The following is a 25,550-nucleotide window of genomic DNA, read 5'->3' on the forward strand; positions in this document are numbered from 1 at the left end:
GGAACTCAGCGGGGGTGAAAGAGGGCGGCGAAGGCCGCGCCGGTGGGCAGGGCGGCATGCACCTGGGGCTGGCCGCCGTCGTGCAGCCACAGGCTGCAGCCTTGCAGGCCGTCCCAGGCGGCCTGGCTCAGCAGCGCGGTCAGGGCCTGCGGCACGGTGCTGTCGGCCGCGAGGAACACGGGCAGCGGGGTGGCGGCCAGCGCGGCGTCCAGGGCCTCGGCGGTCCAGTCGTCCTGCAGGGCCTGCACGGCGATGTCTTCGAGCTGCCCGGCCCAGTGCCACAGGGCCGCGACCTGGGCGCCGTCGCTCGGGCGCGGCAGCGGCTCGCTCACGACCACCAGCGGGAAGTAGCGCCCCACGCGGTCGACCGAGGGCACCAGCACGCCCACGCGCAGCCCGTCGCCCGCGCCGGCGGGCAGCGCGCCCGGCAGCAGCGCGAAGCGCCAGGCGGGGCTGGCGAGGTAGTTGTCCAGCCAGGCTTCGGGGGCGGCCTCGCGCAATTGGTGCAGGCCGCTGGCGAGCCAGTGGTCCCAGGGCTCGATCCACTCGGGTGGCAGCCGCCTGGACGCGAAGTCGCCCAGCGCCGGCAGCTTGCCGTACCAGCCGGGCACGCTCACAGCGCCCCCGGGCAGCGGAACTGCTGCAGCTCGCGCAGCCGGAACGGGTTGAACACGCTGCTGGCCGTGACCTCCAGCCGGGCGCGATGGCCGTCCAGGTTCATGACCACGATGAAGCGCTCGGGCTGTTGCGGCGAGCCCTGCACCTCGAAGCGGTCGAACAGGCGGAACAGCGCCCAGGGCCCGTCGAAGGTGATCGGCGTGCCGCCCGGTTGACCCGTCAGCTTGATCTGCGACGACAGCCGTGCGCCCGGCCACTGCAGGCTCACCGGCGCGGTGTTGCCAGCAGTGAAGCGGCTGACCTGGCCGTCGATGTCCAGCGTCAGCTCCTTCAGGCCGTCGCTCAGCTCCAGGGCCCGCACATCCACACGGAAGGCCGGCGTCTTGCCGCCATTGCGGAAGAACACCTCGCGCACACGGGCGGCACGCTGGAAGTCGGCCAGTGCCGCCGGCGACACCGGCCGGCTGCCATCGCCCGTGGGCCGGAAGCTCCAGGGGTTGGTGCCCACGTCCACCAGGGCATTGAGCTTGCGGGTGAAGAAGTCGTCCATCATGCCGCCGGGCGCGAAGAACTGGCCGAAGTCCTCCGGCAGCACGTCGACCTTGGCGCCCTGGGCCACCGGGTAGCGGCCGGCGATCGCACGGGCGCAGAACTCGGCCACGGGCTGCAACTCGCCGGTGAGGCTTTGGCGCTCCACGAGCCGGCTCTGGTTGTCGGCCGCATCGGCCAGGGTTTCGAGGGCCGCGCGCAGTGGCTCGGGCTGCTGGCCGGCGGCGGCCTTGAGCTTGGCGCCCCCGCCACCGGCCGGCGGCGGTGACTTGCTCTTGAGGGCCTCCTGCACCGCGCTGAGCTGCACATAGACCTCGTTGAACATCTTCATCACGTCGTCCAGCGGGGGCGGCGTGCCCGTGACGAGACGGCGCAGCGGTGCGAAGTGGTCGTCGACGATCTTCTCCAGCGGCCCGTCTCGCGAGATCGAGGCCGGCGCCTTGGCCTGGTTGCCCGCCAGCCGCGCGAGCTCGCCGCCCTTGGCGAAGACGGCGTCGTCGGCGCGCTTGTTGAGCTCCTTGTTGATCGTGTTGCCACCGTCCACGGGGTCGATCAGCGTGGTCTCCTTCGACGCGGCGCGCAGGAAGGCCGCCAGCGGCGAGTCCACCGCCGACAGCAGGCGCGACACCGCGATGCCGCGGTCCAGCCCGCCCAGCTTCACGAGGCGCACATCGGCCAGATAAGCGTCCCAGACCTTGACGTACTCCTCCAGGTAGAGCCGGCGCACCCGCTCCACCAGGGTCTTGTCGGCCGCCTGGCGCTTGGCGATCGCCGGGTTGGTGCCCAGCACCCAGGCTTCTTCTTCGGCGAGCTGCCTGGCGGTCTTGTCGACGGAGGTCTGGAAGGCCTTCTTGTAGCCGTCCTTGGTGAACATGCCCGGGATGCCCTGGGTCAGCGGCTGGCCGCTGGCGCGCTCGAACACATTGGGGCTTTGCGGGCCGGCGGCCGCCGCCACGGTGAAGGGCGGCAGGTCGCCGTCGATCTGCGCGCGGCGCAGGCGGCTGAAGATGCGGTACTCCAGCGGGTAGGCGCCCAGCATCTCGCGCACGCTGGCCACCAGGGTCTTGTCCATCGGCTGGGCCAGCTCGAAGCCACCGCGCGACAGCAGCGCATCCAGGTGGTTCTTCAGCAGCGCGACTTTCTCGGGGCCGAGGCTGCCTTCGAGGTTGGCATCCCAGTCCAGGCCCACCCAGGCCTGCAGGCCGGGCTTGTCCAGATGCTCGGGGTTGTAGAGCATCAGGTAGGCCTTGAGCGATTCGTACGCGAACTCCAGGTTGTCGCGGTTGGCGGTGCGCAGCCGTTCCTCCAGCCGGGCGGCCACGCGCGGCGCCAGCGCCCGCTGCAGCACCCGGTGGTAGGAGACCTGGGCGCCCGCGTCGAGCTTGTCGCCCTGGAAGAGCCCGAAGCCCAGCGACAGCGGCGGGTGGTCCAGCGCAAAGCCCGGCGGCTGGGCGGCATCGCGCAGCGCGGCGAGCGCCTCGGGCAGGGCCGAGGGGTCGCTGCCGCTGGTGGGCGGCAGGGCGGCGACAGTGTCCTTGAGCGCGGGCAGCTTGGCCTCGATGTCGGCGATGTAGCGCTGATTGCCGAGGTAGCTGAAGCCCCAGCCGATCAGCAGCGTCAGGGTTGCGAGGCTCAGCGCCGCGAGGCCCGCCAGGCGCAGCCGTGCGCTGCGGCGCTCGACCTCGGCGTTCTGGCCCACGAGGTACTGCTCGACGAACACCACCCGGCGCAGCAGGTGGTTCAGGAAGTAGCTGCGGCCCTTGGCCGCGGCCGGTGGCGTGAGGCGGCGCTCCACGCCGAAGGTGCGGGCCAGCGCGCCGAGCACGCGGTCGATGGGCGTGCCTTCCTGGGTGCCGCTGGTGAAGTAGACGCCGCGCAGGCGCGGCGCTTCGTCCAGCGTGCCGCCGCTGCCGAACACCGTCTCCAGGTAGCTGCCCAGCAGGCCGCGCAGGCCCCCGAACTGCTGCGGGAAGGCGAACACCACCGCGCGCTTGAGCGGGTCGCTCTCGGCCTCCATGCGCTCGATCAGGCGTTCGCGCAGGCGCTTCTCCAGGGAGGCGAACTCGCTGCCGAAGTTGGTCATGACCTCCTCGCCCGGCTGCGTGGACAGCGGGAAGGTGAAGCCCAGCACCTGGTCGCGCTCCTCCTTGCCCAGCGAGCCGAAGGTCTCGTTGAAGCCGGCCAGCAGGTCGCATTTCGTGACCAGCACATACACGGGCACCTTCACGCCCAGGCGCTGCTGCAGCTCCTGCATGCGACCGCGCAGCCGGGCGGCCTGCTCCTTGCGCTGGTCAGGCGGCAGGGCCAGCAGGTCTTGCACGCTGACGGTCAGCAGCACGCCGTTGATCGGGCGGCGCGGGCGGGCGCGGCGCAAGAGCCCGAGGAAGGTGTCCCAGGCGGCGGCGTCGGTGTCCTTGTCGGAGTCCTGCGTGGCGTAGCGGCCCGCGGTGTCGATGAGCACCGCCTCGTCGCTGAACCACCACTCACAGTTGCGCGTGCCGCCCACGCCGCGCACGCTGGCCTGGCCGAGCTTCTCGGTGAGCGGGAAATTGATGCCGGCGTTCAGCAGCGCCGTCGTCTTGCCCGCGCCCGGCGCGCCGATGAAGACATACCAGGGCAGCTCATACAGCGAGCTGCCGCTGCCCAGCAGGCCCTTCTTGGCACCGGGGGCCTTCTTCAGCAGCGCAATCGCCTGGCTGAAGCGCTCCTGCAGCACGGCTTCTTCTTGTGCGGCGGCTGACGGGCCGGTGGCCATGCCCTTGACCAGCGCGGCATTCAGGCGCCGCCGGCGCAGCAGGGCCCACACCAGCCGCAGCAGCCCGAGGGCCCACACCACGGCCAGCGCGAGGCCCCGCGCCAGCGCCGTGTCCAGCGGCCGGTGCTCACCGAAGGCGATCAGCGGCCCGACCCACCACACCAGGGCCGAGACGACGAGCAGGAAGAACACACCCAGGGTGATCGGGTGCAGGAGGAGGGAGAGCAAGCGTTTCATGATCAGCGGTCCTGCACCATCAGCGTCACTTCCACGCGGCGGTTCTTCGCACGGCCGGCGGGGGTGGCGTTGTCGGCCACGCTTTCCGCATCGGCGCGACCCTCGGCGCGCAGCCGGCCGATTTCCACCCGCTCGGCGAGCAGGTTGCGGAAGGCCTCGGCGCGCGCCTGCGACAGGTGCCAGTTGGACGGGAAGCGCAGCGAGCGGATGGGCTGGTTGTCGGTGTGGCCGGTGACGAGCACCTGGCCCTTCAGGCGCTGCAATGCCTCGCCGATGCGCAGCACCAACGGGCGCAACTCGCTCGACACCTCGGCGCTGCCGGGCCCGAAGAGGCCGTCGCCCTTGATGACGACGACGGAGCGGTCCGCCAGGTCGTTGACCTGCACCAGGCCCGCCTTGACGTCGGCGTCCAGCAGCCCGGCCAGGCGCGGCGCGGCCGGGGGCGGTGCAGGCGCGGCCACGGCGGCGGTCTTCACGTCGAAGCCGCGCAGCGCGGTGAACACGTCGTCCGACGCGCCATTGATGCTGAAGCGCAGGCCGATGTAGACCACCAGCAGCACCAGCGCCGTGGCCGCGGCGATGGCCCACAGCGGCAGGCGCTCGCGCAGGCCACGTTCGCCGGGCTCGGCGCCTTGCCAGCGGGGCGACAGCGCGGGGTCGGGCGTCTGGCCCTGGCGCAGCATCTGGGCCAGGCGGGCGCGCACGCCGTCGAGCTGGGCGCGGCCGTTGTCGATGACGCGGTAGCGGCCCTCGAAACCGAAGGCCAGGCACACGTAGAGCAGCTCCAGCAGGTGGCGGTTGGCCGGCACGTTCTCGGCCAGCTTGGCCATCAGCGCAAACACCTTCTCGCCGCCCCAGGACTCGTTGTGGAACTGCACCAGCAGGCTCTGCGCCGCCCAGGCGCCCGAGCCGCCCCAGGGCGTGCTGGCCGCCGACTCGTCCAGCAGCGTGCACAGGATGTAGCGGCCGGCGATGACCTGCTCATTGGGCAGGCCGTCGGCCCGCGCCTTGGCCTCGAAGGCGCGGATGCCCTCGGCCAGTGCTTCCTTCAGCCCCGCGGGGTTGGGGTGCTGCGCGCTGTGGCGGATGCGCGGCGCCGCCGACAGCAGCGGCATGGCCGCGGCCACCAGCGGATTGAGGCTGGCGGAGGTGAGCGCCTCCAGGGCCATCGGGGCCTCGCGACCGGCGGGGCCAGCAGGCATGCCGACAGGCACCGGGGCCGCCGCCGCGGCGGGCCGTGCCGCAGCCGGGGGCGCACCCGTCGCGGCGCGGCCGGCGCTGGGCTTGATGACCGTGCGGTCCTGCCCGAAGGCGGCAAAGGGATCGTCTTGTTGGGGGTCGCTCATGCTTCAACCAATCGCGCGAATGTCGGAACACAGCCACGGAGGCACAGAGGCACAGAGGCGGCCCGCCTGCGCAGCGGAACGAGAGCCGGCACAGGCCCGCTCTCTCTGTGCCTCTGTGCCTCTGTGGCTGTGTTCTTCAGCCATGGCGTCAGGAACGAATCGCCCAGAACTCAAGTTCCAGGCCCGGGAACTCGCCCGCGATGTGCAGGGCCAGGCCACCGGAGGTTTCGAGCTGCTTCCACAGCTCGTTGCCGCGGGTCTCCAGCTCGAAGTAGTTGTGGCCCGCGTGATAGGGGATCTGTCGCGGCGCCACCGGCAACGGGCGCAGGGCCACGCCGGGCAGTTGCAGGTTGACGAGATCGCGGATGCGCTCGACCGGGCCGATCTTGACCTGCGTCGGGAAGCGCGCCCGCAGCGCATCGCCCGGCAGCTGCGCCGACACCGCGAGCACGAAGGTCGCGCTGCGCTGCAGGCCCACGTCCGGGATCAGGGCCACGCGCACGCCGTAGGCGCGGTCCTGCAGCTCGATCGGGAGGGCGGTCTGCTCCATCACCATCGACAGCGACTGCCGCAGGTCGTCGATGACGGGCCTGAAGGTGGCGGCCAGGTCGTCATGCACATAGGTGGCGTAGGCCGTGGGGCGACGGCTGTCGCGGAAGGTGGCCAGCTCGCCGGCCAGCGCCAGGCATTCGCTGTAGAGCCGCTCGGGGTGCAGCAGCGACACCGTGCGCAGATGCTGGAAGCTCGCCTGGTGGCGGTTGACCGTCTGCAGCAGCAGGAAGTCGGCAATCTCGCCCACACCGCCACGGCCCGGGGCGGCCAGCCGGGCGGCCAGGGCTTCGCCACGCTGGTGCAGCAGGCCGCAGAGCTCGCGCAGATAGCCATCCAGCACCGGATGGGCTGCCGCGTGCAGCAGCGGCGGCACGTAGGTCGGGTCGAGCACCACGCGGTTGTCGGCCCGCCGCTCCACCACGCGGGCCACGCCCAGGGTCACATAGCCTTCACCGGCATCGCGCTGCAGCATCAGGCGCAGGTTGAGGCGGCCGATCTGCAGCGGCGCATCGCGGTCGACCTGCGCATTGCTGTCGGCCACGCTGACCTCGCTGGTCGTGAACCGCGGCCCCATCGCGCTGGCAGCCTGCTCGGCGTCGGTCTCCACCACGCCGGGGCGCTGCATCGTGACGGCCAGCACCACCACCTCGTTGCGGGCATCGGGCGGGATGTCCAGCGCCGCCGGTGTCGCATCACTGCCCGGCGCACTGAAGGCGGTGCCGTCGGCCAGCAGCCCCTGGGCCCCGGCCAGGCCCACCTTGCCCAGGGTCAGGGCGGCGTCGTCCAGGCTCAGGGCCGTGAAGCCCCAGGCATAGGCGACGGCTTGCTGCAGGCGTTGGCGCCACTGGTGCTCCCAGTGGCGGTCGTGCTGCTGGAAGTGCTGCGGCTGGAGGAACATGCCCTCCGTCCAGATCACGCGGTCACGCCAGGTCATGGATGGGTTTGCCTCAAGGGAACGGGAAAAGGGGCGCAGGCGGCCCGGGTGGCTGCCTGCAGTCCCGGGTGAGTGACTGCAGGGCCGGCTTGGTTCCCCCGCGGCCTGCGGGAACCAAGCGGGCGGCGGCGTCACTCAACCGGCGTCCTCTTCCGTCGACACGAGTGCCCGCCATGAAGACCCTGCCCTCCCTGCTGCTGCTCTCCCTTTGCGGCCTCGGCCTGGCCGCCAGCGCACAGACGCCCGAAGTCCCACCGCCCGCCGCGTCGGCCGTGGCCTCGGGCGAAGCAGTTGACCTGGGCAAGACCGTGCCCACTGCCGAGGCCATCGCCGAGGGCCTGTTCCCCGACGACAAGTGCAAGGAGCTGGAGGCCAACGGCTTCAAGTGCATGGGCTTCAAGCCCGCCATCCGCTACTCGCTGCCGGCCACCTCGTTCAAGGTCGGCTCGGCCGAACTGCCGCCGCTGCTCAAGCGCCAGCTCGACGTCTTTGCCGACGTGCTCAAGACCAAGAAGAACACCGACCGCCAGGTGCGCGTCATCGGCCATGCCGACGCCTCCGGCACCCCGCAGGCCAACCAGGTGCTGTCGGTCAAGCGCGCCGAGTCGGTGCGCAACTACCTCGTCGCCAAGGGCACCGATCCCGCGCTGATCGTCATCGAGGGCGTGGGCTCCAAGGACCTGAAGAACCCGGCCAAGCCGACGGCGGACGAAAACCGGCGGGTGGAGATCGGACGGAAGTGAGCCTCGCGCGAGACCGTTGCCGATGGCGGCCTCGCACGCTGAGGGAGACGGTCACCCGAAGCCGCTGCCAAGCCGGCTTGGCCGAGGCGGCCAAGGCGTGAATACGGCACGCTATCAAAAGTATCGAAAGTAGCAATAACGCGCAAAGACGGTTAACCTCGCTGCACGATGAACTGACGTCATGCAGCGGCACCGAACCCGGGTCGCTCGCTCGATGGAGAAGGAGAGCGGATCATGGGTTTCGCGACAATGAAGGTAAGGACGAAGCTGACGCTCGCATTTGGCGGGCTCACGCTGCAACTGATGCTCGTGGCGGCCCTCGCCTGGGCGGCTCTGAGCCGAGAAAACGATAGTTTTGATCACTTCGCCTTGGGCATCACCGCGAGGTCCCACGTGGCGAATGCGGTGCGCCACAACGTCGATGCGAGGGCCATCGCGGCCCGCAACCTCGTGCTGGTGACGCGCCCCGACGACCTCGCCATCGAGCGGGCCAACGTGGAGAAGGCTCACCGCGCTGCGACTGAAAACCTTGCGAAGCTCCAGGCGATGGCCAAGGCCGACGACGTCTCGGCCAAGGCGCGCGAGCTGATCGCCGAGATTGCGCGCGTCGAGCAGTTGTACGCGCCGGTGGCGCTGGACATCGTGGCCCTGGCACTGCAGGGCCAGCGTGATGAAGCCGTCCAGCGCATGAACGAGAAGTGCCGGCCGCTGCTGGCACAACTCGTGGCGGCCAGCGACGCCTACACGCACTACACCCTGCAGCGCGCCGACCAGATGGCGGCCGACAGCGATGCACGCATGAAGAGCGACATGCTGTGGTTCGCCTTGGTCGCTTGCCTGGCCATCGCGACCGCCATCGTTTCGGGCGTGCTGATCGTCAGAGGCCTGCATCGCGCGCTCGGCGCCGAACCGCATGACCTGGGGCAAGCGGCCAGGCGGGTGGCGACCGGTGACCTCGGCATGCTTGCCGGGGAGACCCTGGCGCCGCAAGGCAGCGTGCTTGCGTCGCTGGGACAGATGCGCAGCGGCCTCGTCACCATCGTGCAGAGCGTCAGGGAAGCCTCCGACTCCATTGCCGACGGCAGCGCAGAGATTGCGGCCGGCAACGCGGACCTCAGCCAGCGCACCGAGGAGCAGGCCAGCGCCTTGCAGCAGACCGCGGCAACCATGGAGGAGTTGGGGACGACCGTCCAGAACAACGCCGGCCATGCGGAGCAGGCCGATCAACTCGCGTTGGACGCGACCCGCATCGCCACCGAGGCCGGCTCGGTGGTGGGCGAAGTCATCTCCACGATGCATCAGATCGACGCGCAGTCCAAGAAGATTGCCGACATCATCGGCACGATCGACGGCATCGCCTTCCAGACCAACATCCTCGCGCTGAACGCGGCCGTTGAGGCGGCCCGGGCGGGTGAGCAGGGTCGCGGCTTTGCCGTGGTCGCCAGCGAAGTGCGGGCTCTGGCCCAACGCAGCGCAGGTGCCGCCAAGGAGATCAAGTCACTGATCGAAGGCAGCGTCGGGCAGGTGGAGACGGGCTCCTCCCTCGTGAACCGCGCCGGCACGACGATGGACCGCGTCGTCAACGCCATCAAGAGCGTGAGCCATGTGGTGGGCGAGATCAGCCTGGCCAGCAAGGAGCAAAGCACCGCAGTGGGCCAGGTGGGGACCGCGATGTCGCAGATCGACGAGGTCACGCAGCAGAACGCGGCCTTGGTCGAACAGAGCGCCGCCGCCGCCGAAAGCCTTCGCAACCAGGCCGACCGCCTGGTGAAGACGGTGGGCGTGTTCCGGCTTGCCTGACGGGCTTGATGCCACACCGGCCCGAGAGAGGGTGTGCACGACCTTGGGAGGGCGGGTCTTGACCCGCCCTTCAGCCAGGGCCGCGGTCCCCGCCGCGCCGGTGGTTCAGCCACCAACCGGCGAGCACACCCAGGCAAGGGCCGCCCGCCCACACGGTCGCGACCATGGGGTTCATCGGTCGGGGAAACTGCTCGAAAGCCGTGAACAGCAGGCTCAACCCGACGAGGGCGACCGGCACCGCCCAGGACCGCCGCGGCGCCAGTTGCGCTGCCAGCGCACCCCCGAGTCCTGCACCGAGCGCGATGGCCGCCTGCAGCGCCAGCCAGACGGGGTGCGAGGCGTCGTCCGCATGCTCCAGCCACAGGCCGGGGCTGTCCGTGCCCAGCGCGATCCCGCGCGTCAGGAACAGCACGACGACCGGCAACACCGTCTTCAACCCCAGGGCCGTGAGGCTGCCTACGGCGACAGCCAGCCAGGCTGACCGTGGGATGGCGTCATTCGGAGCGGATGAATTCGTCATGGGGGTCTGAGCAACGAGAACGACAGCCGAGACTGCGGCCGCTATTGCAGGCGCGTCGTCGGGTGTAGGCCTTCAGATGCAAGTATTCTGGTGACGGTGCTTTGCCGTGATGGAGCCACTGCCGCCCAACACCGGTCCGTTGCGCCGCTGCCGGGTCTTCTTCCGCCTCAGGCCATGCATCTGCTACAGCCCACCGAATATCAACCTGTCATCGCGTCGCGGTTTGCGTTGGCTCGCGCCCAGATACAGCGGCTGTTGCCGAATGCAGTGGTGGAGCATATTGGCTCTTCAGCAATACCAGGGGCTGTGTCAAAAGGCGACCTGGACATCTATGTCTCGGTCGCCCCATCAGACCATGCGACATCGATCAGCATCCTGAGGGGTCATGGCTATGCCGAGAAGCTGGATACGCTGCGCAATGAGCATCTCTGCATGCTCGAATGGCACTACCCGGACGAAGCGCATGCGGTTCAACTGGTGGCGCGCGGTTCGCCGTTCGAGATGTTCCTTGTCTTCCGAGATGCTTTGCTGGCCTGCCCTGCGCTTGTCGACGAGTACAACCAAATCAAGCGGAGTGCCGCGCACCTCTCCGCCACGGAGTACCGCGCAGCAAAGTCGGGTTTCATTGAGAGAGTCCTCCGTGAAACCAAGTCGCAAGAGCGCGCCCCCTAAGGGGTCATCTCCGTCATCTGCCCCGGGTTGGTGAAGGTCACCACGCCGCCGTAGGCGCAGTTCAGCGTGGAGGTGTTGTTCAGCACCGGCTGGTTGGCCAGCATGAAGGTGGGGGTGCCGGGCTTCCAGGGGCCGGGGAAGACGGGCACGCAGGGCATGGGGGTCAGCACGCCGAGGGCGGCGGCGGTGGCGGCGGCAACGGTGGGGTTGCTGGGGCTGTTGCACATGCCGAAGGGCGGGATGTTGACCATGGGCACGTTGTCCATGATGTTGGCCGCGGCCATGTTGCTGGTCATCATCTTGTTCTTGGGCAGCACGTTCAGCGTGCTCGGCGCGACGCCGAAGCTGCAGGTCATGGCGGCACCGGTGCAGACGTGTTGAGGCATGGACGTGCTCCTGGTCAGCGGTGAAGAGCGTGAGGCTCAGTCGCCCAGCCACAGGGCCAGGGCGGTGTAGTTGTCGTGGTTGGGCTTGTCAGCCGCGGCCAGACGCACGCGCAGGCCGAGGTCGTTGAGCCAGGCCTGAGGGTCGGTCGCGAAAGCGAGGGCGGCCGTGATCTCCTCGTCGGGCAGCCACTCCCACAGGCCATCGGTGCAGAGCATCAGTGCATCGCCGCCGGCCAGCGGCCAGGGTTCGGGCTGCACGCTGAAGTGCAGGTCGTCGCCCTGCGCGCCGAGCGCTGAGTAGAGCTCGCTGCGCTTGGGGTGTACCCGCGCGCCGGCTTCGTCGAGCAGGCCGCCGTCGATGAGGGACTGCACCAGGCTGTGGTCGCGGGTGCGGGTGGCCAGGCGTCCCTGGCGGAAGGCGTACAGGCGCGAGTCGCCGCAGTGGCCCCACAGCGCGCTGCGATCTTGCAGGTCGATGGACAGCAGTACCACGGTCGAGTGCATGTGGCGCAGCTGCGGCGTGGTCGCGCGCTGGGCGAGCACGGCCTCGTTGGTGTCGCGCAGCAGGTCGCGCAGCGCCTGCGGGTCGTGGGCCGGGCGCGTGGCATAACTTTGCAGCGCGTGGCTCACCGCGAGCTTGGAGGCCACGTCGCCCCCGCCGTGCCCGCCCGCGCCGTCGGCCAGCACGCAGCACAGGTAGCGCTCGGAATGCCAGTGGCCGCAGGCGTCCTCGTTGACCTGGCGGCCGCCTTGTTCCGACATCAGTGCGAGCTCGATCTGCACGGGGGGCCTCGGGTCAGCGTTCAGGGGTTTGGAGTGAATCGAGCTGGGCCTCGTAGGCGCGCAGGAACTCGCGCCCGAAGACCTGGTGGAAGTCGTCGGACAGCTCGCCGGCGATCTGCTGGTACTCCTGCTGGAAGACCGACCACAGCTGGGCCTTGCGCGCTGCCGGCAGCAGACTGGAGAGCACCGATTTCTGCGTGAGGCGCGCCTCCAGCGAGGCGGGGTCGAAGCGTTGCAGCAGACCCTCCAGCGCCGCGCGCATGCCGGCCAGGAAGGCGAGCTGGTGGGCGCGCAGGTCGTCGAAAGCATCGCGCATCGCGCGCTGGGGTTCGATGAAGCCGCGCACCGCGGGGCCGAGCAGGTGGCCCAGCGCGACCTCGGCACTGGGCGAGAACTTCAGCGGGTTGTTCTCACGCGCCACGATCATGGTGGCCTCGGCCCGCACCTCGCGCTTCAGGGCGGCCCGGGCCACCAGCAGGTCGACCGTGCCGCGGGCCGATTCGTGGATGAGCTGGCCCAGCAGCCGCATGAACTCGGGCGTGAGGCCGCCGGCGGGGAGATGCGGCATGCCCAGGCCCTCGCGGAAGGCGGCGAGCAGGGCGTCGGTGTCGGTCGATGCGGCGGCCTGGGCGGTGGGCGCGGCGGGCGTGCTCACCGGCGCCGCGGCGGGGGCGGGCGGCGTCACGGGCGCGGGCGCTGCGGCCGCGTCGGGCTTGCGGCCGGCGCGGATGATGGTGCGGCCTTCGCCGGCGCCCTCGTTCCAGGACATCACGGCGCCGGACAGCGTGCCCGCGGGGTCGAGGGCATTCAGCGGCGACGCGGGCGGTGGTGTGACCGGCGGCAGGAAGGGCCGGTGCAGCTCCGACGTGGTGTCGGGCAGCGCAGCACCAGCGGCCGCCGGCAGCATGGCCAGCGCTTGCAGCGGGTCGGCATGGCCTGCCATGTTGGGCTGGGCGATGGCCTCGCCGAGCAGCGAATGGGCCAGTGGGTTGCCCGGCGGTGGCGCCCCGGCGCCCAGGCCGAAGAGCGCGTCGAGCGATTCGCCGCCGCCGCTGGCTGGCGCGCCCGGCAGGTCGGGGATGAGCGGCGCGGGCGCACCGGCGCCGAGGTCCAGACCCAGCGCGCGCGCGCCAGCGGAGGGTGCGGCAGCCGGCGCATCCGACTTGGGCGGTGGGGGCGCGAAGGGGTCCCAGTCGTCCGGGATGCCGCCGGCCAGCGGGGCCGGGGCCGGCGCGGCAGGCATGGGAGCAGGGCGCTGGGCCGGTGAAGCCGACGCGGCGCCGCCCGGCGTGGGCAGGCGCGAGGCGGTGCCGCCGTACAGCCCGAGCGGGTCGGCCCCGGCCCGGTCGCGCCGGATGCTCGGCTGCGTGGCAGGCGCCAGGCCGAAGAAGTCGGCAAACGGGTCGCTGGTGGTGGTGCCCGTGGGCGCGGCGGCCTCGACCAGCAGCACGTAGCCGCCGATCTGGATGCGGTCGCCCGGCTGGATGCCGGCCTCGCGGCCCTTGCCGAGCTGGATGCCGTTGACGCTGATCGCGTTGCTGCCCTGGTCGACGATGCCGTAGCCGCTGTTGGCGCGGAACAGCACGCGGGCATGCACGCGCGAGATGGTGCGCTCGGGGTCGGGCAGCACGAGCTGGTTGGTGTCGGCGCGGCCGATGTCGCCGCCGAGTTCGTCGAACTGTGCGGACAGCGGCTGGCTCGGCGGCAGCCCGTTGAAGGAGAAGACGGTGAGGCGGATCATGGGCCGTAGTGTCTGCGGGGGCACGTCATCGGAGGACATACACATTGCCTTCTATGAGCGTGAGTCGCAAGGGCCAGGCGATGTTGCCCAGGGCCTGGTCGTCGTTGCGGGTGGACAGTGCGGGCGCGCCCAGCGGGTCCAGGCATTCCAGCAGCCGGCCCTCGGCGACGCGGCGCAGCAGCAGAGTCTCGGCGCTGGGCGGGGCGAGGGTGGCGAGCGCGCCGTCCTGCCAGCGCTGCTGGATCAGCGCGCGCAACGCGGCGGCACCGTGGCCGGCGGGGCGTTGGTAGGCATGGTCGAGCTCCTCCAGCCGCAGCCGGCAGGCGGCCAGCAGGCTGTCGGGGTGGCCGCGGCCCAGGTCGAAGGCGATGCGCTGCAGCGCGGCCAACACGGCCAGGCGGTCCTGCGGCGAGGGCTGGACCGGCGGCGCATCCAGCCAGCGCCAGCGCGGAAACGCCACCGGCAGTTGGAGGTCTTCATGCACGACCGTCGGGGCCTGGAAGCTGCTGCCTTCCTCCACGGCCCAGACCACCTCGGCCAGCACCCGCACGGCGTCGTCGGCCAGGCTCTTGCCCTGGCGCAGCAACACCAGCCGCGCCCGTGCCTGCGCGGCGCGGGCCGCCATGCGCGGCTGCGCGGGTGCGTCCGGCTGCGCGACGGCCTGCGCCAGCGGCGGTGGCGCCACCACGAGGCTGATGCGGTTGTTGCCGTTGTGCAGGTACTCGTGCACGGTGACCGAGCGGCTGCCCACGCCGGCCGGCAGGGCGAGCACGGGCACGCCGTTGACGTGCACCTCCACCGGCTCGCCGCTGGTTTGCACCTGCAGGCACATCAGGCGATCCATCATCCGGCCGTCCAGTCGATGAGGGTGAGGGCGGGCAGCAGCTCACGCCGCTGGCGTTGCAGGCCGCTTACCGGGCAGTGGCGCCACAGGCACACGTGCACCGGCTCCACGGCGAGGCGGTAGAACCACTGGTAGCCCAGGCCATCCGGGCGTGGCCGCAGACCGCAGCTGCCGACGAGGGCGCCGCGCAGGTCGTCCGCCAGCGCGCCGGCCGACAGCAGGGCGGGCTCGCCGGTGGCGATGGCCTCGACGCTGAGCGCGACGCGGTCGGTCCAGGCCAGGCGCACGTCGGCCAGGCCCTCGGGGCCGCGCAGGTCGAGCTGCTGGCGCCAGTCGTGCCGGCCTTGCACGCGCAGGCTGATGCGCGCCCGGCTGCCGTCCCAGTCGATCTCGCCGCGCAGGTGCAGGTCCAGCACCAGGGCGGTGAAGTCCAGTGCCGCCTGCACCCGCAGGGCCACCTGGCCGTCGGCCTCGCGCTGCCAGCCCCAGGTGGCACCGGCCTGACCGACCAGCGGCGACAGCTCGGCCGTCATCTCGCCGGAGCTGCCCGCCATCTGGCGCGACCAGGCATTGAAGAGCTGCTCCAGCCCGTCGGCGGCCTGGGGTTGCAGTGATTGCCAGGCCTGCAGCCAGCCGGGCGCGGGCTCGGGCTGCCCGTCGGCTTCGAGCTGGCAGGCGGTGGTGGCGGCGGCTTGGGCCGCGGGCTCGGCGGCCAGCGGCCAGTGGCGCGGCGCGCTGGCGCCGTGGCGCACCTCCAGCAGGCGCTGGGTGGCCGCATGCACCTGCAGGCCGAGCGTCAGCCGGCCCAGGGGCGCGCCGGCATCGCGGATGCCGCAGCTGGCGATGTCGATCGTCTGCCCGTCGGCCGGCTCACCGTGACCCAGGCCGGCAGGCCCGCGGCGCGGGTCGGGTGGCGGCGTGGGGCGGGCGTGCAGGGAGAGGCTCAGGCGTGCGGTGTCGGCACCTCGCCAGGCCAGGCGGCCGGTGTGGCTGGCGTGCACGACCTCGGGGTGGGCATCGCCGCAGCGGGCCTGCGATTGCACCGCCAGCTGCAGGCGGGCGCTGGCGCCCGCGCCGGCGGCACGGCTCAGCACGGGCATCGCGAGTTGGTCCTCCGGCGGCACGGTCAGCGTCTGAGGCGCGGGCGCCCAGGGGGGCAGCTCGGTGCGCATCCAGCGGCCGTCCTGCCATCGGTAGGCCTGCAGGCCCTTGGGCTCGGTCACGGCGAAGCGGACGGCAGCGAGGTCGCAAGCCTGGGGGCGGGGCAGGGGCGGGCGGTCCAGGAAGATGCTGCGGCCCCGCGCCACGCGCCCGAGAGCCGCCTCCAGTGTGGCCAGGGCCTTGTCGAAGGCTGCGGGTGTCAACACCTCTGCGCCGGGGGCCGCGCGCGCGGCGCGGCGCACCACCTCTTCGCGCGAGCCGTGGGTCAGCTGGTGCAGGCGCAGCGTGGGGCTCAGGGCGCCGTCGGCGGCGAGCGCGGCGGCCCATTCGAAGCGCGGCCGCGTCTCGAAGCTGGCGCCCCACAGGCAGCACAGCGAGGCATAGCGGGCCAGGTCGGCCACGCTGCGCAGGCCCAGCGCGCGACCGCGTGCCAGTGCCACCTCGACGAAGGCCGGCCAGCGACCCTGCAACTGCCGCGCGACGTCGGGCCAGGCTTCGGCCAGCACCTGCTGCAGCGATTGCGCGTTGCGCCGGGCCTGCAGGGCTTCCACGTGGTCAAGCTGTTCGGCGGTGAGTTGCAGCATCAGGCCACCCGCTCGCGCACCTGGGTGTGCAGCAGCCCGTCGCGGCGTTGCCACCACGTCCAGCGCCCAGGCGCCGGGCTCACGACGTGCTGACCCGGCGCAAAGAAGGTATCCAGCTGCGACGGCGCCAGCCGCGGCAGCAGCTCGGCCAGCAGGTCGGCATCCCACCAGCGCCAGGCGCGCCGCCGGCCGTCGGGGCCACACATTTCGGCAAGGCGGCGGCTGTGTTCGCGCATGGCGAGCAGCGGCCGCAGGCTGGTCATGAGCACGCCCCAGCCGGCCAGATCGGTGCAGGCTTCACCCAGCAGCCAGGCGGTGAAGTCGGCCTCGGGTTTCAGCTCCACGATGTAGGCGGCCGTCTCGGCGGCAGCGGGCGTGAGGGCACCGCGCTGCAGGCAGTCCCAGCCCCCGCAGCGGGCCTCGCGCAGCCGTGCCGGCAGGCCCGGCACCACGCTGCCGTCGATGACGGCATGCACCCGTGCGCCGGTGGTCAACCACAGGGCCGAGCGGATCTGCGCGGAGGCGAGCGGCGCTGCACTCAAGCGGCGCCTCCGCGGTCATCGCCAGCCGGGGGCTCGGCTGGCGGGGCGGCATCGGCTTCGGCCTGTTTGGCGGCGGCATAGGCCGCGTCGGACGCGGCCTGCACGGCCTCGGCCGTCTCGCCGGGCGGGTTGGCCTCGGCCTCGGCGCGCTTGGCGGCTTCATAGGCGGCTTCAGCCACGGCCAGCACCTCGGCGGCCGTCTTGCGCTCGTCGTCGGTGATGGCGGCGGCCTCGGCGGCCTTCGCGGCTTCGTAGGCGGCCTCGGCGGCCGCCAGGGCTTGTTCGGCGGTCTGGCGTGGGGTCTCGGCCTCCGCCCGGGCTTCGGCCTCACGGGCGGCTCGCTCGGCGGCCTCGGAGTCAGCCAGGGCCTGCTCGCGCGCGGCGTCGCCGTCGTCGCTGGCCTCGTCCTCGTCGTCGTCGCCGCCGGAGGCGAAGCTCGCGCCCGAGGCCACGGCCATGGCCGCCGCGCCGGCCGCCGCCAGCAGGGTGGCGCCCGCCGCCAGCGCGCCCGCGCGCAGGCCTGACGGCTCCTCCAGCATGTCCTCGCCGGCCGGGGTGGAGCTGGCGGTCGCGCAGCCGGCGTCTTCGTCGGCCAGCGGGTCGGCGAAGAGGGCGTCGTAGTCGTCGGCCTGGTCGGGCGTCAGCAGCGCCGTGTTCTGTGCTTCCTCCGGCGCCTTGGGCTCGGCGTCTGCCGCGGCTTCAGCGGCGCCGGCCGAGCCGCCCCCGCCGCCGCAATTGACCTTGACCTGGGCGCCGTCGATGGTGATGCCGCTGGCGCTGAGCGTGATGACGGACGAGCCGCAGACGATCTTGAGGCCCTGGCTCGCCTCCAGCACGATCTCGCCGTTGCTCTTGGCGCTGATGTTGGCGCCCTGCAGCAGCAGGTCGGCGGCCGCCTTGAGCGACAGCTTGTCGGCGGACTCCGCCACCAGCTTGCCGCCGGTCTTGAGGCTGGCCACGCCCTCGGTCTGCAGCGCGATGTCGCCGCCGGACTTGAGCGCGGTCTTGCCGGTCACGTCGTAGCTCAGGTCAGCGCCGATCTTGGCGCTGAAGTCGCTCTCCAGTTGCACCTGCCAGGTGGCGGCGCCAGTCGTGAAGATGTCGCCGGCGACCTTGGTGTGCAGGTCCTTGCCGAGGTCGTGCTTGACGTCCTGACCCACGTACATGAGCCAGTTCTCGCCCACCACCTCCTGGCGCGTGAGCTTGACCTTGCGGTTCTCGTTCTGCTCGATCCAGTCGAAGGCGTCGGCCTTCACATGGCGGCGAAAGTCCTTCTGCGACTGCAGCCAGACGTACTCGCTGTCCTTCTTGTCGTCAAAGCGCAGTTCGTGGCGGGCGTCTTCGGGGCCCTCCTTGGTCGAATGGGTGCGCCAGCCGCTGATGTCGGCGTGCCCGGGCAGCGGATAGATGGGCGTGTTGGCGTCGTTGTGGACCGAACCGGTGATGAGCGGGCGGTCAGGGTCGCCGCCGATGAAGCTGACGACCACCTCGTGACCGACGCGGGGCAGCATCCACAGGCCCATGCCCTTGCCGGCCCAGGGTTGGGACACGCGCACGAAGCAGGAGCTGTTCTCGTCCTTGGTGCCTTGACGGTCCCAATGGAACTGCACCTTGATGCGGCCCTGCGCATCCGTCTCGACCTCATTGCCCGAGGCGCCCACCACCGTGGCCGTCTGAGGGCCGTACATCACGGGCCGCGGGGTGCGGCGGCCGGGGCGGTAGTCCAGCCCGTCGGTTCGGATGCACATCACGGTGGCCAGCACGCCGTCGCGGCGGCCTTGCGAGGCGGCGATCTCCTCGATGGCCTCGTGGTCGGCGAACTCGGCGCTCAGGTTCATGCTGACGACGAGATAGGTCGCCTCGTCGTCATCGCGTGGCGCGCCGGACAGGTCGAAGGTGTCGCCCACCTTCAGGTCATTGCAGTTGGTGGTGCCGGTGTAGACCTTCTTGAGCGCCTGCTGCTCTTCCAGCCGCACCTGGGCCACGCGCGAGAGCGCATCGCTGATGTCCTCGGCTTCGGTGTCGCGCTGGTTGCGCACCACGCGGCTGCCGAACTCATAGAGCTCGCCCGAGCCCAGCGGCAGCGCATCGCCCTCGGGGGTGTCGCCCTCCACCGGGTCTGCGCTGGCGAGGTAGTCGAAGTCACGCACGGTGGCCTTCGCGGCCGTGACCTCCTGCGAGGCGTGCCACTCCACCATGCTCGCCTTCTTGGCATCGAGCTTGTTGGACCAATGGATGACCGGGTCGCCAGGCTTGGCGGCGTGGCCGGCCATGCCGTCGACCATCATCAACTTGTGGTTGCTGCTGGTGTGCTCGAAGAAGTAGTAGATGCCGGCCTCTTCGAGCAGGCGGCTGATGAAGTCGAAGTCGGACTCGTTGTACTGGACGCAGTACTCCAGCACCGCATGCGACTGCGACAGGTTGAACTCGAAGGGTGCGTCGTAGTCTTCGAGCACCGCACTGACGATCTGCTCGACGGTCTGACCTTCCTCCTGGAACACGCGGCAGTTGCGGTTGCGCGTGGCAAACCACAGCCATGGCCGCAAGGTCACGCGGTAGGCATTGAAGCGCCCGCGCCGCTCGCCGCGCTGGGCCTCGGTGACGTAGGCATTGATGTGGCGCTCGGTGCCGTGCGCAATCGTCACGGTGACCTGCTCGCCGACGAGGTCGTCCAGCAGGAGGTCATCGCGGGCGCCCACCAAGTTGACGTTGCCGACGAGGTCGACGTGCCACTCGGGCAGGGTGCCGAGCTGCTCCTTGCCTTCCAGCCGCAGCACCAGCAGCTTGTCGTCGTCGCCGTTGTACGAGAAGGACAGGGCACGCGGGATGCCGCCCAGCACGGCGCTCATCGCGCGCCCCCCGGCCGCGCGGTCGGCACAGGCGTCAGGAGGGCGGGGGCGCAAAGGGGTCTGCGGTGGGCCATGGTGGATCGTCCGAAGTCGCGTCAGGAGCCGACCTGGCGGTGCGGCCTCGATCCTGAGTGGGGGCCTTGCCGGTTTGGTTCCCTGGCCGGCCGGTGGCGCGGGCGGGCATCACGGCGCCGCCCGGCGGGGCGTCACTCGAAGGCGTAGCTGAAGTCGCCGTCTGTCACGCCCAGGGCCACGCGCTGCAGCGGCTGGCCCGAGGCGGTGCGAGACAGGTACTCGATCGAGACGCGCGGCAGCACCGTGTTGGTGAGGATGGCGTCGATGATGCGGCCGCCGCTTTCGGCGTTGTTGCAGCGCTTGACGATGAGATCCACCGCCGCGTCGCTGTACTCGAACGGGATGCGGTGGTTCTCGGCCACACGGCGCACGATGCGGTCGAGCTGCAGGCGCACGATGCGCGCCAGCATGTCGTCGCTCAGCGGGTAGTAGGGGATGGTCACGATGCGACCCAGCAGGGCCGGCGGGAACACCTTCTGCAGCGGCGCGGTCAGCGCCGTGGCCAGCGACTCGGGATCGGGCAGCAGCTCGGGGTCGCGGCACATGTTCATGATCAGCTCCGAGCCCACGTTGCTGGTCAGCAGGATGATGGTGTTCTTGAAGTCGATGAGGCGGCCCTCGCCGTCTTCCATCCAGCCCTTGTCGAAGACCTGGAAGAACAGCTCGTGCACATCCGGGTGGGCCTTCTCCACCTCGTCCAGCAGCACGACGCTGTAGGGCCGGCGGCGCACCGCCTCGGTCAGCACGCCGCCTTCGCCGTAGCCCACGTAGCCGGGCGGTGCGCCCTTGAGCGTGGAGACGGTGTGCGACTCCTGGTACTCGCTCATGTTGATGGTGATGACGTTCTGCTCGCCGCCGTACAGCGCCTCGGCCAGGGCCAGCGCGGTCTCGGTCTTGCCCACGCCGGAGGTGCCGCACAGCATGAACACGCCGATGGGCTTGTTGGGGTTGTCCAGGCGGGCGCGCGAGGTCTGGATGCGGCGCGCGATCATGTCCAGGCCGTGCTGCTGGCCGATGACGCGCTGGCCGAGCGTTGCGCCCAGGCGCAGCACGGCTTCCAGCTCGTTCTTGACCATGCGGCCCACGGGGATGCCGGTCCAGTCGGCTACGACGCTGGCCACGGCCTGGGCATCGACCGAGGGCAGGATCAGCGGCGCGTCGCCCTGCAGCTCGGCGAGCTGCGCCTGTGCGGCATGCATGTCGGCCAGCAGGGCCTCGCGGTCGGGTTGGGTGGAGGTGGCTTCATCCACCGGCTGGCTCTGGCCGTCGACGGGGCTGCGCAGCTGGGCCCGCAGGACCAGGATGCGGGCGACGAGGTCCTTCTCCTGCGCCCAGCGGGTGTACAAGGTGGCCAGGCGCTGGCGCTCGGCGGCGAGCTTGTCGCCGACCGCCGTGCCCCGCTCGCCGATGGCCACGCCCACCTGGGCCTCGCGGGCGATGATGCCCTGCTCGATCTCCAGCGACTCGATGCGGCGCTGGCAATCCTCCACCTCGGCCGGCATCGCGTGCTGGCTGACCGCCACGCGCGCGCAGGCGGTGTCGAGCAGGCTGACCGCCTTGTCGGGCAGCTGGCGCGCGGGGATGTAGCGGTGCGACAGCTTCACGGCGGCCTCGATGGCCTCGTCCAGCAGTTGCACCTGGTGGTGCTTCTCGAGCACCGTGGCCACGCCGCGCAGCATCAGCACCGCCTTCTTCTCGTCGGGCTCCTCGACCTGCACGGTCTGGAAGCGGCGGGTGAGCGCCGGGTCTTTCTCGATGTACTTCTTGTACTCGGCCCAGGTCGTGGCGCCCACGGTGCGCAGGTTGCCGCGGGCCAGGGCCGGCTTGAGCAGGTTGGCCGCGTCGCCCGTGCCCGCCGCGCCACCGGCGCCCACCAGGGTGTGGATCTCGTCGATGAACAGGATGATGGGCGTGGGGCTTTGCTGCACCTCGTCGATGACCTGGCGCAGGCGCTGCTCGAACTCGCCCTTCATGGAGGCGCCGGCCTGCAGCAGGCCGATGTCCAGTGACAGCAGCGTCACGCCCTGCATCGGCGGTGGCACGTCACCCCGCGCCAGGCGCAGCGCGAAGCCCTCGACTACCGCCGTCTTGCCCACGCCGGCCTCGCCGGTGAGCAGCGGGTTGTTCTGGCGGCGGCGCATCAGGATGTCGACGATCTGTCGGATTTCGTCGTCGCGGCCGGTCACCGGGTCGATCTCGCCCTTGCGGGCCTTCTCGGTCAGGTCGACGGTGAACTTCTTCAGCGCCTCCTGGCGGCCCATGGCGGCCGGGGCCATGGCGCCGCTGTCCTCGCCCGGCTGGCCGCTGCCCAATGCGCTGCCATCGGTTGCGCCCAGGCCAGCCTCGCCCGTCTTGCCCACGAGGACGGGCAACTGGTCGGCGAGGTCGTCGGCCTTGATCTTCTCGAACTGGCGCGAGATGCCCAGCAGCGCATTGCGCAGCGACGGCGTGCTCAGGCAGGCCAGCAGCAGGTGGCCGCTGCGCACCTGGGCGTCGCCGTACATCAGCGTGGCATAGACCCAGCCCTGCTGGATGGCGTGCGTGATGTGCTCGGAGAAGTCGCTGATGGCCGTCGAGCCCCGGGGCAGGCGGTCCAGCGCGGTGGTCACGTCGCGGGCGAGTGCGGCGGCGTCCAGCCCGTAGTGGCGCACGATGGCAGCCACGTCCGAGGCATTGTTTTCCAGCAGCTGGGTGATCCAGTGCACCAGCTCCACATAGGGATTGCCCCGCAGCTTGCAGAAGACGGTGGCACCCTCGATGGATTTGTAGGCCAGCGGGTTGAGCTTGCCAAAGAGTGCCTGGCGGCTGATGTCGGTCATGTGCGTTCTCCTCGGTGCTGAGTGACCGAGGGCGCCGTTCGGTTCCGCAGGGCGTCAGCGCGCCGTCTAGTGCTGGTGAGCCGGCGCGAGCGAGGGGCCCAGCGGGGCCCGGCAGATGCTCTCCACGTTCATCAGCAGCTGGTCGGCGCGCTTGCGCGGCCGCGGGCTGTTGAGCCAGGCGCTGCGCCCCAGTTGGCCCACGCCCGGCTGTCGCCCGAGCGGCCAGGCGGGCACCTCGGTGGGCTTCAGGCGCAGCCGCAGGTCCCAGGCGAACTCGTGGCCGACGTACTGGCGCACCAGCGCCTGCAGCGCCGGCAACTGGGGCCCCGACGGCAGGAAGGCCTGGAACTCATGCCATCCCAGCGGCCCGATCTCGATGCGGAACTTGTGCTGCACATCCCACACCTGGCGGCCCAGCACGGCACCGCGGCCCAGTCCGATGCCGTCGTGCCGCAGGAGCCGCGTGCGCTCCTCGGTCTCCAGTGCCATCCAGTGGCCGCTGAATTGCTGCACCAGCGCGGGCACCTTGAAGCGCAGGCTGATCCAGCTCTGCAGGCCATCGGCATCGCGGGCGGAGCGGGCGAGGCGGCCGGCGAAGTAGAGCTTGGAGAAGTCGCCCAGCGCATCGCGTTCCCGCAGGGCCGGCTCGGACAGGCCGACGAGGGCGCCCATCTGGCGCACGATGGGCGCGTCGCGCCCCCGGTCCATGCCGACGACCGGACGGGTTCGCGCCCAGGCGCGGTAGAACAGCAGGCCGAAGCGGTGCAGCAGCAGGTCGGCGAACGCGGCGAAGGTGCGGTCGCCATGGTGCATGGCCCGCTCGCGGGCGTACTCGGTCAGGTGGGTGGGCAGGGCGCCATTGGGGCCGAACAGGCTCAGCACCCGCTGCACCAGGCGTGGCGGCCCGTGCTCGTTGGTCGCCAGCCGGGTGATGGCGGTGGGCGCGAAGTTCAGTGCGGGTTCGCTGGCGAAGCGCACCGGCTCGTCGCCGGGGCGCAGCGATTCACCCAGGCGCGGTTGCGCCGGATGCGCGGCCTCGATGCGGCGAAGCGCCTGGAAGAGATCGAAGCGACCCGGGCGCTCGGTCAGCGCCTGGAAGATGTCGGGCGTCGGCTCGGGCGTCATAGCAGGGCGCGGGCGCCCGGCAGCGGTTGCCAGCGCTTGAGCTCACCGCGGGTGTGCGAGACCAGGGCCGTCTGCACGAAGCTGTTCATCGAGACATGCCGGCTGAAATAGTGGTGCAGCACGGCGCCCAGCAGCGCGGCGCTGCCGCCCTGGAAGGCGAGTTCGTCGACCGTCAGCTGCACCTCCAGCCCGCGGCCGAACGCGATCGGGCCGGGCGCCGGGTGGCGGCGCACCACCGGCCGTGCGCTGACCGAGCGCAGGCCTTCCACCTGACGCAGCAAACCCGGCTCGGCGCCGTGGCCGAACAGGCCGACCAGCTCGCGCAGGGCCAGCGCGCCGCGCTCGGCGTCTTCATCCACCAGCGACAGGTAGTTGAGCGACAGCAGCGACAGCAGCCGCCAGGCGAGCGGCCCCTCGCGAGAGGCACCGCGGGGGCGTGACGGACCGGCGACGATGCCGACATGGGCGACCGGCGCGCGGGCCTCCAGGGTCAGGCCGCCGTGGTCCCGCCCGGTGGGCATGAACAGCGGCAGGTCGCGGTTGGTGCAGCGCAGCCGCGCGCCGAGCTGGCGCAGCTCGGTGCGGTAGGGCGCGCGTTGCAGGTCCACCAGCGACAGGAACACCTCGTGCCCCACATAGGCCGAGCGCGGCCCCTCGCGGCGGCTGCGGTCCCCGGCCAGACGCGGCTCGCGCAGCAGGCTGAAGTAGCCGGTGGCGCCGGCCGGGTCGGCATGCGGCACGTCGAACAGCGGCAGGAACTGCAGCTCCTCGCTGTTGGTCGAGAAGCCGGTCACGGCGGCGACGTCAAACACCTCGAAGTCGTTGCCGGCGAGGCGGTCGGGGATGACCTGGAAGGCGGTGCTGCTGTCGTCCACCGCGATGCGTTCGGCGCGGCGTTCGAACAGGTTGATGGCCGGTACGCAGTTCAGGCTGAAGTTGGCGGGCTCGCCGCCGCCTTCCAGGCTCGCCTCATAGCGGTCGAACAACAGCACCAGCTCGAAACTGTTGCCTGCGCAGGCCGCAAAATGCGGTCGCAGCCCGGCAATGTCCAGGAACAGGAAGCGCTGCGGGAAGGCGAAGTACTCCTGCATCAGCCGTGTGCCGGAGAGACCGCGCAGCGTGACGGGCAGCATGGCCTCGTCATCGGCCAGGCCCACCTGGCGCACACGGCTGGCCGGCAGGAACTGGCGTTGGGCGCTGGCGTCCTTGCCGCCGGGGCCGGCGAGCACGCCGACACAGCGGCAGGTGGCCAGTTCATGCAGCTTCATGGCCACGTCCTGCAGGCCGCCCATGAAGAAGCGCAGGCTGTCCAGCGGCAGCCGGGCGAAGCTCATGCCCGCGGGCAGCTCCAGCTTCACGCGCACCGCGCTGCGGGGGCGCTCGCGCAGGGGCAGGCCGTTGAAGTTGACGTCGGTGGCGCTCAGAAAGTAGTCGACCTGCGTGACCTTGACCGGCGTCAGCGTGACGGGCTGGGCGGTGCGGAACTCGCAGCGCGTCGGGCCCAGCGGCGTGCGAGCGCCGAGCAGCGCGCTGCCGCGGGGCAGGGTGTAGCCGGAGAGCAGGTTGGGGTCGTTGCCCGGCTCCAGCTGCGCGACCAGCATCGACGGCATCGGCGCGCCGAGGTTGGGGCAGACCATGTCGAGCAAGGTCTGCGCGAGCTGCGGGAACTCGGCGTCCTGCTTGAGCTGCACGCGGGCCGCAAGGAACGCACTGCCTTCGAGCAGGCGCTCGACGTAGGGGTCGGCCACTTCCAGGCCTTCCATGCCCAGCCGGCCGGCGATCTTGGGGAACTCGCGGGCGAACTCGCCGCCCATCTCGCGGAGGTAGCGGAGTTCCTGGTTGTAGTAGCGAAGCAGGCGAGGGTCCATGGGCGCTCAGGGTCGGGCGTCAGGCACCCGTCGGTGAGTGACGGGGC

At 71.1% G+C, this 25,550-nt stretch carries 18 protein-coding genes; 3 read left to right on the top strand and 15 right to left on the bottom strand.

Annotated features, from left to right (window positions below; all coding sequences use genetic code 11):
* Positions 1-5: 5 nt before the first annotated feature.
* From tagF to tssK, 4 genes are all read right to left on the bottom strand, one after another.
* Positions 6-617 carry a type VI secretion system-associated protein TagF gene (tagF, locus tag CDO81_RS17490; RefSeq protein WP_206602122.1) on the bottom strand — a complete coding sequence of 204 codons (612 nt, stop codon included), beginning with the start codon at positions 615-617 and terminating at the stop codon, positions 6-8.
* Complete coding sequence (gene tssM / locus CDO81_RS17495) at positions 614-4,159, bottom strand: type VI secretion system membrane subunit TssM (RefSeq protein ID WP_088484515.1); 3,546 nt, start codon at positions 4,157-4,159, stop codon at positions 614-616. Before tssM ends, tagF begins: the two co-directional genes overlap by 4 nt.
* A gap of 2 nt (positions 4,160-4,161) precedes the next feature.
* The gene (locus CDO81_RS17500; RefSeq protein ID WP_088484516.1) at positions 4,162-5,505 is read right to left on the bottom strand and encodes a DotU family type VI secretion system protein; all 1,344 of its coding nucleotides are present in this window, start codon (positions 5,503-5,505) and stop codon (positions 4,162-4,164) included.
* A gap of 148 nt (positions 5,506-5,653) precedes the next feature.
* On the bottom strand, positions 5,654-6,991 hold the full coding sequence (gene tssK, locus CDO81_RS17505; RefSeq protein ID WP_088484517.1) for a type VI secretion system baseplate subunit TssK: 1,338 nt from the start codon (positions 6,989-6,991) through the stop codon (positions 5,654-5,656).
* Positions 6,992-7,164: 173 nt separating this feature from the next.
* Between tssK and CDO81_RS17510 the strand changes: the two genes are divergently transcribed.
* Both CDO81_RS17510 and CDO81_RS29160 read left to right on the top strand, forming a co-directional pair.
* Positions 7,165-7,734, top strand: a complete 570-nt coding sequence (locus CDO81_RS17510) for an OmpA family protein (RefSeq protein WP_158218334.1) — start codon at positions 7,165-7,167, stop codon at positions 7,732-7,734.
* 234 nt (positions 7,735-7,968) lie between these two features.
* Positions 7,969-9,534, top strand: coding sequence for a methyl-accepting chemotaxis protein (locus CDO81_RS29160; protein WP_277596181.1), 1,566 nt, complete (start codon positions 7,969-7,971; stop codon positions 9,532-9,534).
* Positions 9,535-9,604: 70 nt separating this feature from the next.
* Here CDO81_RS29160 and CDO81_RS17520 read toward each other — a convergent pair whose 3' ends face one another.
* The gene (locus CDO81_RS17520; protein ID WP_144397290.1) at positions 9,605-10,054 is read right to left on the bottom strand and encodes a hypothetical protein; all 450 of its coding nucleotides are present in this window, start codon (positions 10,052-10,054) and stop codon (positions 9,605-9,607) included.
* Between the two features lie 174 nt (positions 10,055-10,228).
* Here CDO81_RS17520 and CDO81_RS17525 point away from each other — a divergent pair, with 174 nt between their 5' ends.
* On the top strand, positions 10,229-10,726 hold the full coding sequence (locus CDO81_RS17525; RefSeq protein ID WP_088484521.1) for a GrpB family protein: 498 nt from the start codon (positions 10,229-10,231) through the stop codon (positions 10,724-10,726).
* On the opposite strand, the gene CDO81_RS17530 is transcribed toward CDO81_RS17525, so the two are convergent.
* From CDO81_RS17530 to tssF, 10 genes are all read right to left on the bottom strand, one after another.
* A complete protein-coding gene (locus CDO81_RS17530) occupies positions 10,723-11,112 on the bottom strand; it encodes a DUF4280 domain-containing protein (protein ID WP_088484522.1) in 390 nt (129 codons plus the stop codon). The two genes, CDO81_RS17525 and CDO81_RS17530, sit on opposite strands and share 4 nt — an antisense overlap.
* Positions 11,113-11,148: 36 nt before the next feature.
* A complete protein-coding gene (locus tag CDO81_RS17535) occupies positions 11,149-11,895 on the bottom strand; it encodes a PP2C family protein-serine/threonine phosphatase (protein ID WP_088484523.1) in 747 nt (248 codons plus the stop codon).
* A gap of 13 nt (positions 11,896-11,908) precedes the next feature.
* Positions 11,909-13,636, bottom strand: a complete 1,728-nt coding sequence (gene tagH, locus CDO81_RS17540) for a type VI secretion system-associated FHA domain protein TagH (RefSeq protein WP_158218335.1) — start codon at positions 13,634-13,636, stop codon at positions 11,909-11,911.
* 25 nt (positions 13,637-13,661) lie between these two features.
* Entirely contained in the window at positions 13,662-14,483 is an 822-nt protein-coding gene (locus CDO81_RS17545; RefSeq protein WP_088484525.1) for a hypothetical protein, read from the bottom strand.
* Complete coding sequence (locus CDO81_RS17550; RefSeq protein WP_088484526.1) at positions 14,480-16,225, bottom strand: hypothetical protein; 1,746 nt, start codon at positions 16,223-16,225, stop codon at positions 14,480-14,482. Before CDO81_RS17550 ends, CDO81_RS17545 begins: the two co-directional genes overlap by 4 nt.
* A complete protein-coding gene (locus CDO81_RS17555; RefSeq protein ID WP_088484527.1) occupies positions 16,225-16,767 on the bottom strand; it encodes a DUF4123 domain-containing protein in 543 nt (180 codons plus the stop codon). Before CDO81_RS17555 ends, CDO81_RS17550 begins: the two co-directional genes overlap by 1 nt.
* A complete protein-coding gene (locus CDO81_RS17560; protein WP_088484528.1) occupies positions 16,764-19,616 on the bottom strand; it encodes a type VI secretion system Vgr family protein in 2,853 nt (950 codons plus the stop codon). The genes CDO81_RS17555 and CDO81_RS17560 overlap by 4 nt, the downstream gene beginning before the upstream one ends.
* Positions 19,617-19,822: 206 nt before the next feature.
* The gene (gene tssH, locus CDO81_RS17565; RefSeq protein WP_088484529.1) at positions 19,823-22,510 is read right to left on the bottom strand and encodes a type VI secretion system ATPase TssH; all 2,688 of its coding nucleotides are present in this window, start codon (positions 22,508-22,510) and stop codon (positions 19,823-19,825) included.
* Positions 22,511-22,576: 66 nt separating this feature from the next.
* Complete coding sequence (tssG, locus tag CDO81_RS17570; protein WP_088484530.1) at positions 22,577-23,635, bottom strand: type VI secretion system baseplate subunit TssG; 1,059 nt, start codon at positions 23,633-23,635, stop codon at positions 22,577-22,579.
* On the bottom strand, positions 23,632-25,503 hold the full coding sequence (tssF, locus tag CDO81_RS17575) for a type VI secretion system baseplate subunit TssF (protein ID WP_088484531.1): 1,872 nt from the start codon (positions 25,501-25,503) through the stop codon (positions 23,632-23,634). Before tssF ends, tssG begins: the two co-directional genes overlap by 4 nt.
* Between the last annotated feature and the right edge of the window lie 47 nt (positions 25,504-25,550).

The sequence above is a fragment of the Roseateles puraquae genome, assembly GCF_002205845.1.
In the GTDB taxonomy this organism is placed as follows: Bacteria; Pseudomonadota; Gammaproteobacteria; order Burkholderiales; family Burkholderiaceae_C; genus Pelomonas; species Pelomonas puraquae.